The 8,534-nt window shown below is 37.0% G+C and carries 7 protein-coding genes and 2 pseudogenes; 8 read left to right on the forward strand and 1 reads right to left on the reverse strand.

Annotation, left to right across the window (positions count from 1 at the left end; translation table 11 throughout):
- Nucleotides 1–292 precede the first annotated feature (292 nt).
- From NM10_RS09900 to NM10_RS09930, 8 genes and pseudogenes are all read left to right on the forward strand, one after another.
- Nucleotides 293–1,645: an O-antigen polymerase gene (locus tag NM10_RS09900; protein WP_020311440.1), complete on the forward strand. Its 1,353-nt coding sequence runs from the start codon at nt 293–295 to the stop codon at nt 1,643–1,645.
- Nucleotides 1,642–2,301 carry a hypothetical protein gene (locus tag NM10_RS09905; RefSeq protein ID WP_020311441.1) on the forward strand — a complete coding sequence of 220 codons (660 nt, stop codon included), beginning with the start codon at nt 1,642–1,644 and terminating at the stop codon, nt 2,299–2,301. Before NM10_RS09900 ends, NM10_RS09905 begins: the two co-directional genes overlap by 4 nt.
- A 14-nt stretch (nt 2,302–2,315) precedes the next feature.
- Nucleotides 2,316–2,825, forward strand: a complete 510-nt coding sequence (locus NM10_RS14210) for a hypothetical protein (protein ID WP_204365356.1) — start codon at nt 2,316–2,318, stop codon at nt 2,823–2,825.
- 13 nt (nt 2,826–2,838) lie between these two features.
- Complete coding sequence (locus tag NM10_RS14215) at nt 2,839–3,723, forward strand: hypothetical protein (protein ID WP_204365357.1); 885 nt, start codon at nt 2,839–2,841, stop codon at nt 3,721–3,723.
- Nucleotides 3,724–3,951: 228 nt separating this feature from the next.
- A pseudogene (glf, locus tag NM10_RS09915) lies at nt 3,952–5,056 on the forward strand (UDP-galactopyranose mutase).
- Nucleotides 5,040–5,903: a UTP--glucose-1-phosphate uridylyltransferase gene (locus NM10_RS09920; RefSeq protein WP_020311443.1), complete on the forward strand. Its 864-nt coding sequence runs from the start codon at nt 5,040–5,042 to the stop codon at nt 5,901–5,903. The pseudogene glf and the gene NM10_RS09920 overlap by 17 nt, the downstream one beginning before the upstream one ends.
- A 356-nt stretch (nt 5,904–6,259) precedes the next feature.
- Entirely contained in the window at nt 6,260–7,873 is a 1,614-nt protein-coding gene (locus tag NM10_RS09925; RefSeq protein WP_020311444.1) for an ATP-dependent nuclease, read from the forward strand.
- Nucleotides 7,858–8,319, forward strand: a complete 462-nt coding sequence (locus tag NM10_RS09930; RefSeq protein ID WP_020311445.1) for a UvrD-helicase domain-containing protein — start codon at nt 7,858–7,860, stop codon at nt 8,317–8,319. The genes NM10_RS09925 and NM10_RS09930 overlap by 16 nt, the downstream gene beginning before the upstream one ends.
- 6 nt (nt 8,320–8,325) lie before the next feature.
- Here the strand turns inward: NM10_RS09930 and NM10_RS09935 are convergent.
- Nucleotides 8,326–8,534, reverse strand: a pseudogene (locus tag NM10_RS09935) (IS256 family transposase); the annotation flags it as partial.

Genomic DNA, 8,534 nt, shown 5'->3' on the forward strand with positions numbered 1-8,534 from the left:
GCTCTTGATGTTCGTAGTYRKTGAGGATTTGCTGAGCAATCTGCTCGCCTGGGGTAGTTGGTGGAGTTTTACACTTTGCCATTCTGTTACCGTCCTTATCTTTGTTTACCCCAGTATGGGGCATAAAGTAGATTCATGCAATACCGATTTACACAAACTATTTTACACTCCCATATCTATAAATCAGACTAAGCAGGTTTAAGTAATGTATATATGAAAGAGAATCTGTACTAATCGCGTAAGGAACGCGTGGAATTATAATTTATGATAAGAGGAGAAATATAACCAAGAAATGAGTATTGAATTTACTTTTTTTCAACCATCATTTGGGGCTACAGATAGCTTTATTTATGTTTTAACTGCCGTTCTATTGTTGCTTTCAATAATTTCTTTTGTTAAAAGCAAGTTTGATGTCTTGAATCCTTCATTTATTTATAGTATTTGTTTAACTGGATGTTGTACATTAGCTGCATTGTATACCAGAACATGGGACTTGCCGATGCATTTTAACTCAGCATTGATTATTATGGGGATGTCCTTTTTATTTTTTCTTGGGAGTATCATGGCAGAATTTAGTATCAATACAGATAAGTATATTATGAATGAAAGCAGTAAAAGTATTCAGGGCTTTTTTATTAATTGGCCATTATGGACTTTTTTTATAGTGCTTTTGCTGTACTTTCTTTATCTCAATTATATGGATTTTCTGGCTATCGCAAGTCAAGTTACGCAAGAGGAAGAATTTACCAAAATGCTGGGACCTGTGATTGACGGCATATCACATCAAAAAATCGAGTTAAATCGTTGGAATGAGTACCGACTGCGTTTTGCTACAGGAATGGCTTATCTCTCTGTTTTAGCAGTATGGATTAATTTAAGGGCACATCAATATAAGGAACTTTTAAAATGGGGCTGTTTTGTAATAATGTATTTTCCATTCGTAGTTTTGACTGGTGGCCGGCAACCATTTATGTACTTAATTATGTTTAGCCTAATTAGTTTTTTCTTGGTGCATCGAAGGGCAGATAGCCATAATTCATTTGGGAAAGAACTCATGATTATTAGCATTGCGGTCATTACCTTTTTAATCTGTTTTCTTGGTATTGGCATCGTTAATGGAAAAATTGGGGCTGATGCCAATTTCTTAAAAGTGTTAGTCCATTATGCTGGTACTAATATATCAGCATTTGATGTTTATATCAATGAAATGACGATTCCTGATACCCCCTACATTGGGGCCAAGACTTTAACCCCCATTTATGGATTTTTACATGCCCATGGGTTTAATGTACCACAATTTTTCCAGTATATTACATTATTTACTGCTTTTGGACCTGTAACAACCAATGTTTATACAGCTTTTTATCGTTATATCAATGATTTCGGCTACTTTGGTTGTGCACTTATTATGTTTTTAATGGGCTTTTTCTATACTTTTCTTTATCGACAACTCTATCATTATGGGTTAAAGAATTGGATGATTTTAATTTATGCTTCAATCGCTTATCCCATTTTCCTTATAGGAAGGGAAGAACGATTTTTTAATGAAATATTGGCTACTAGTAAAATTAGTTTTATAGTTGGTCTTTTAATTCTGTATAAATTTTTTGAATTTTTAAACGAGCGGAGGAGTAAGGCTAAATGAATTTTCAATCTATCATTAAAAAATGGTATGTTATCTTGATTTGTGCTATTGTGTGCGCTGGTGGCATGTATTTTGAAAAAAGCCAAATACATACTGTTGTTCCGCAAACAGGTGACATGACCTATATACGCGTTGTACGTTTTAATACGGTGCCAATTTTTATAGCCAATCAGACTAGTACTGAAATTGATATGACTAATTTAATGAAAGCTTGGTCAAATCTTACTGAATTGGACTCTCAGATTGAAGAAAATTTTGATATAAGCAAAATGAATGCAAACTGGAACACGGCATCTGATTCTCAAAAAGTGAAATGGTTGGGAGAACATTTCCGGGTCCAGAATATGGGGCCGGGTCTCTATGAGTTGATTATTCAGTTTACTAAACAAGATGCCAAAGATTCGCAGTATATTAAAGAAAACAGCATAGCCTTAATGGATTTATACGAAAATTATTTTTCGAAGACGTCAACTTTGGTTACAAAAGATACCAGTTTGAATACAGTGAAAGAAATTCAGAATATAAATGAAGATAAAGTGGTCAGTAAAGAAAACATTGAGAAAAAATATGCAATTATTGGCTTTATACTTGGTGCACTAATTGGTGTGGTTGTTGTAATGGCGTGGAATGCAAAGAAGCAGTTAGTTAAACACTGAGAGGAAAATGAAGTATGAATTTCATCGAAACTCTTAAAAATATAGCCTATTCTTTCAGTGCGAATCTGGTTTCTTTGGGTATCTCCGTATTTATGATAGCATTTGTCCCCAAGTTCCTTAGCATTGATGATTATGGCCTTTGGCAGCTTTTCTTATTCTATTTTTCTTATCTTGGTTTTTTGCACTTTGGTTGGGAAGACGGAATTTATCTGCGCTATGCCGGGAAACGGTTCGAAGAATTGGACCAGAAGACTTTTGCCGGGCAGTTCTACGGAGTCACGGCGCTACAGATCTTCTTGGCTATTGCAGTTACGATAGGGAGTCAGGTATTTGTTGATGATTCTGTGAAACGGATAGCTTTGGATTGTGCTGTATGGCTGGCGCCTTTCGTGAATTTTACGAATCTATGTAATTTTGTTATGCAGATTACGAACCGCATCAAGGATTACGCCAAGTTTCTCTTAACGGAACGAATTGTGTTTTTCTTAGGCGTTGTTTTTTTTCTTGCTGGTCTTGTATCATAATGAATTCCGTTATATGTACTATGCTAAGCTGTTTTCTATGATTAGCTTGACATTGATTGGCATTTACCTTTGCCGGAGTTTATTGCGGCCTCAATTTTACCCTATTGGAAAGATTTTTCGGGAAGCGAAGGAAAACCTTACTGTAGGCAGTAAGCTGATGTTAGCGAATATTGCCGGAATGCTTATTATCGGCATTGTCCGTTATGGGATTTCTATGGGCTGGGATGTTGCGACTTTTGGCCGGGTATCGCTGACACTGGGTATTTCTAATTTCCTGATGGTCTTTATTACTTCTGTAAGTGTAGTCTTTTTTCCTATTATCAAGCGGATGGATGAAGACAAACGAGCTGCAGTGTACCGAACAATTCGCTTGAGTCTAGATGTAGTTTTATTTGCTGCATTAATTGGTTATTATCCATTGAAATGTATTTTAGCGTGGTGGTTGCCCCAATATGCTGACAGTCTAATCTATATGAGCGTGTTATTTCCTGTTTGCGTCTTTGATAGCAAATTAAGCCTTTTGATTAATACTTATCTGAAAAGCATGCGTCAAGAAGCATTAATGCTGAAAATTAACGTGGTGAGTGTCCTAGTTTCTCTGATAGTGACATTTATCACTGTGCAGGTTTTCCATAATCTGCATCTAACGGTGCTTTCTATTGTTGGAATCTATGCTTTTCAATGTTGCTTGGCAGAAGGTTTCATTAATTACCTTTTACAAATGAACCTACGTAAAGATATTCTTATCGATCTTGTTATGTGTGGCGTTTTCACTGCCAGCGGCTGGTTCTTGGATAATATTTTTTGCATGATCATCTATGCTGGTGCCTATTTAGTTTTTGTAGTGGCTCATCGTAGCCAGGTAAAAAATACGTTTGCAATGATTCGGGAAAAATAAAAAGACTACTAATTGTTAAATTTCCAAGGTATAATGAGTGTATCATGTAACTCTTTTGGGATAATGTGTTGTAGCAGATTTATTATACTCCAAAGTGTAGTCACGTAATATATTTATTTGTCTAAAAAGATATAAATGTTATTATAGCAAAACAATTTAATGAAATGTAACAAGGCGCAAAGATAAACTATTTTAATTAATTATGGTTTTAAGGGGGCCGTTAATGTGATGTACGATTATCTAATTGTTGGCAGTGGCCTGTTCGGTTCTGTTTTTGCCCACAAAATGACGAAGGCTGGTAAGTCTTGTCTGGTTCTGGAACGGCGTGATCATGTGGGTGGCAATGTGTATTGCGAAGAAAAGGAAGGCATCCGGATTCATAAATATGGAGCTCATATTTTCCATACTTCAAATAAGGAAGTTTGGGACTATGTGAACCAATTTGTGGAATTCAATAGTTATGTCAATTCGCCGGTAGCGAATTATAAAGGTGAATTGTACAACCTGCCTTTTAATATGAATACCTTTACTAAGATGTGGGGTGTCGTCACGCCGAAGCAGGCGGCTGCCAAGATTGCCCAGCAGCGTCAGGAAGCGGGGATTACGGAACCTAAGAATTTGGAAGAACAGGCCATTTCCCTTATTGGTACGGACATCTATACGAAGCTGATTAAAGGGTATACGGAAAAACAGTGGGGACGGAGCTGCACGGAACTTCCGGCTTTCATCATCAAGCGCCTGCCTGTACGCTATACGTTTGATAATAATTATTTTAATGACCGTTATCAGGGCATTCCCATCGGCGGCTATAATGTATTGATCAACGCCCTGCTCGAAGGCATCGAAGTGCGGACTGGCGTCGATTATAATCAGGTTCGCCATGAATATGAAGGGGTGGCAAAGACCGTAGTCTATACCGGTCCTATTGATGAATACTTCGACTATAAACTGGGACGCCTGGAATACCGCGGCCTTCGTTTTGAAACGGAACGGATGGAAGAAGAAAATTATCAAGGCGTAGCTGTTATGAACTATACGGATCGGGAAACGCCCTATACGCGCAGCATCGAACATAAGCATTTTGAATTCGGCGAACAGCCTGTTACTTATGTTACGAAAGAATACCCGGCAGATTGGCATCCTGGCGAAGAAGCCTATTATCCGGTCAATAATGAACGGAATCAGCATTTATATGAACAGTATGCAGCCTTAGCGGCGAAAGAAAAAAAACGTCATCTTTGGTGGCCGCTTAGCGGAATACAAGTACTATGATATGGATGACGTTATTGCCAGTGCCCTGGAGATGGTGAAAAAATATGAAGCCCATTCGTAAAACCGTTATCCCCGCGGCCGGTTATGGAACGCGCTTTTTGCCGGCGACTAAATCAATCCCTAAAGAGATGATTCCCATTGTAGATAAGCCTGTCATCCAGTATGTCGTAGAAGAAGCCATTCAAAGTGGCATCGAAGAAATTTTGATCATCACTGGTCATGGGAAACGGGCTATCGAGGACCATTTCGACACCAATGTAGATTTAGAATATCATCTGCGCCAGCATGGGAAAGTGGAGATGCTGGACATGGTACAGGAAATCTCCAAGATAAATATTCATTACATTCGCCAGAAACATATACGTGGCGTGGGGGATGCTATCCTTTGTGCTGAATCCTTCATCGATAACGAACCCTTTGCCGTACTCCTCGGCGATGATATCATCTATCATGAGCCGGAACCCGCCATACACCAGCTGATGCGAACGTATAATAAATGCGGTGCCACTATGGTGGGATGCCAGACATTGAAGGAAGCGCAGGTCGTCCCGCGGAATATCATTCAAAGCGTCGCTACGGAAGAAGAAGGAATTTCCTGTTTCCTCGGTGCAGAAAAAGCAGTCGGTCATGAAACCGAGGGAAAATCAGCCATGCTGGGACGCTATATCCTGACACCGGACATCTTTGAAATACTGCGCCGTGTCCAACCTAATAAAAAAGGGAAAATCAAATTATCTGATGCCCTAAAACTTATGGCCAGCCGCCAAGCCGTCTACACGTGCGAAATCAAAGGAAAACGCTACGACATCGGCAATAAATTGGATTACCTAAAAGCAACGGTAGAATATGCCTTGCGGCGCCCTGAAATAAAAGATGCTTTTCGGACTTATCTGAATCAGTATACATAATGCGATAAAAGCCATGAACTTTCTAGGTTCGTGGCTTTTTCAAATTTCGGGACATTGTGGAAGGTCATTGAATATCTTGCGAAATTACCGTCAATATGATATATTAAAATTGGAATATTTGTTCGGGTAAAAACTAGAGTGCTAAAATATTTTTACTTAATGAATTGCGATGGGATTAATCTAGCGAGAGCATGAAAATTACTGGTTTATCGTTATAGTAATCAAACTATTAGTATGAGCTAGCATGGTCATCAATGTCTGATTTTATGTGGTACGGATTAAAGGAGACTGTCTTGTTTACTACATCATATCATAAACAAATTCACTATTGAATATTAGAATTGAGGATTGATAATATGTCAGAGCAAAGCTATATTAAATCTATTTTTATTAAAGGATTTAAAAAATTCAGAGAATTTGATATGGAATTCAACAATCAGATGAATATTTTTGTTGGTGAAAATGAAGTAGGGAAAAGTACTGTTCTTAATGCCATTAAGCTCGTTTTGAATCAAGATTATCGATATGCAGACAAGGCTGTTCTTGAAGATTTATTCAATGTTGACCTGATAAAATCTTTTAAAGAAAATCCTAGTATAGAGAACTTGCCGAAAATTTATATAGAATTAGAGCTCGAATTAAATCCTAGCGGGAAAAATGCGGAATATTTTTGGGGCGAGCATAATTTAAACAGAACTGCAAAGTATGGAATTTCCTTTACTTGTGAATTTGACGAGGAACTAGGATGCGACATTGCGGGATTAAAGGAAAACAGTGAGATACCTTATGAATACTATATGTTACGGTGGAATACATTTTCTGGTATGCCGTATAATTTATTAAAGAAGCCTTTAACGTTTTTATTTTTAAATACATCAGAACAAGGGAGATACTCTAGCTTTAATTATTATACGAGAAATGTATTTGAAAACTCTTTTAGCGATTCTCAGAAACTAGAGATAAAAAATCGATTTCGTAATTCTTTAAAAATCGATTTTGGAAAAATTGATTCTGTCCAATTAGAAAATGATAGGGTATTTGGCATTGATAGCAAAAAGGTTATTCTCGAAAATATTTTATCTATTTTTGCTCAGGGTGTTTCATTAGAAAATCATGGCAGTGGTATGGAAAGTTTAATAAAGACAGAAATCGCATTAAATCGTGAAGATGAGTTCAATGTAGTTTTGATGGAAGAGCCTGAAAATCATTTGTCTTTTACGAATATGCAAAAAATGATTTCTATTGTTTCACAACGAAATGAATCATCACAACTTTTTATAGCAACTCATAGCAGCATGATTGCTAGTCGTTTGGATTTAAGAAATGTTTTTTGGATTACAGAGGGGCAAGCGCACTCTTTACAAAATGTTGCCCCTGAGGTGGCAACATTTTTTACTAAGGCTGTCAATAATAATTTTTTGCAGTTGTTGCTTTCTAAAAAAGTTATTTTAGTTGAAGGGCCTACTGAATTCCTTTTAGTTCCAGAGTTTTATGAACAAGAGACGGGAAAAACTATTTTTAACGATCAAGTTACTATTATTTCATGTAATGGCATTTCTTACAAAAAGTATTTGCAGATAGCTGAACATACTGATAAACGTATTGCTGTACTTACTGATAATGATAAAAATGAAAATGGACAAATCCAATCCGCGGCTGCTTTGAATAGTGCATATAAAGAACAAAAAGAAAAATTTCGTATATTTATGGCTCAAGATGCGAATCAATGGACGTGGGAAGTTTGTTTATATCATTCTAATGAAGCAATACTAAAAGAATTTATTGAATCATCGTTTCAAAAGGAAGCTGCGTATAAGTACAATGGCGAAGATTATGGACCTTACATAGGATATATGTTAAACCACAAAGCCGATTTTGCATTTGAAATATTGAACAAAAATTTAATCAGAAAAAATAACCTTAAAATGCCTGATTATGTTAAGGAGGCAATTCAATGGGTAAGCGAGTGATTTTAGCTGTTGCAGGTGCAGGGAAGACATACCATATTTGCCATAATATAAATCCAGATAAGAAAAATTTGATTTTAGCTTTTACCCATGAAAATATTTATAATATAACAAAAGAATTGACAAAATCATTTGGAAGTATCCCAGCTAAAACGACGATTTGCACATTTCATTCTTTTGTATATCGGTTATTGATTAGGCCATATGAACCTACTATTTTTGATGTATATGGAGAACAATTTAAGAATACTCGTGGTGTTTCCTTTGCAGAAATCCCCAAATCTTTTTGTACAGATGGCACCAGAAAGTGGTCAAATAAAAATTATCATAAGGTAACGGATATTGCTCATTTTATGACTCCATCGAGGCAATATTATTGTGGACTTATGACTGATTTATTGATAAGAGTGAATAAGAAAAATAAGGGGTGTGTCAAGAGTTTTGTGTAAATCGATTCAATAAGCAACATCGTATTGCTGCATAAGCTGAGACATCCTGTCGTCCATGAGCAGCTGGTTCCGGACCATCGCCCAGTTTGCGACGTGACGACCCTTCCATTTTTTATAGAGCTCTTGGATGCGTAGGTAGAAAATCTTGAAGACTGCATCCTCGTTGGGGAAAGCGCCTTTCTTGGTCACCTTGCGGAAGCTAGAGTTGACGCTGH

Source organism: Megasphaera sp. NM10 (genome assembly GCF_000417505.1).
GTDB lineage: Bacteria > Bacillota > Negativicutes > Veillonellales > Megasphaeraceae > Megasphaera > Megasphaera intestinihominis.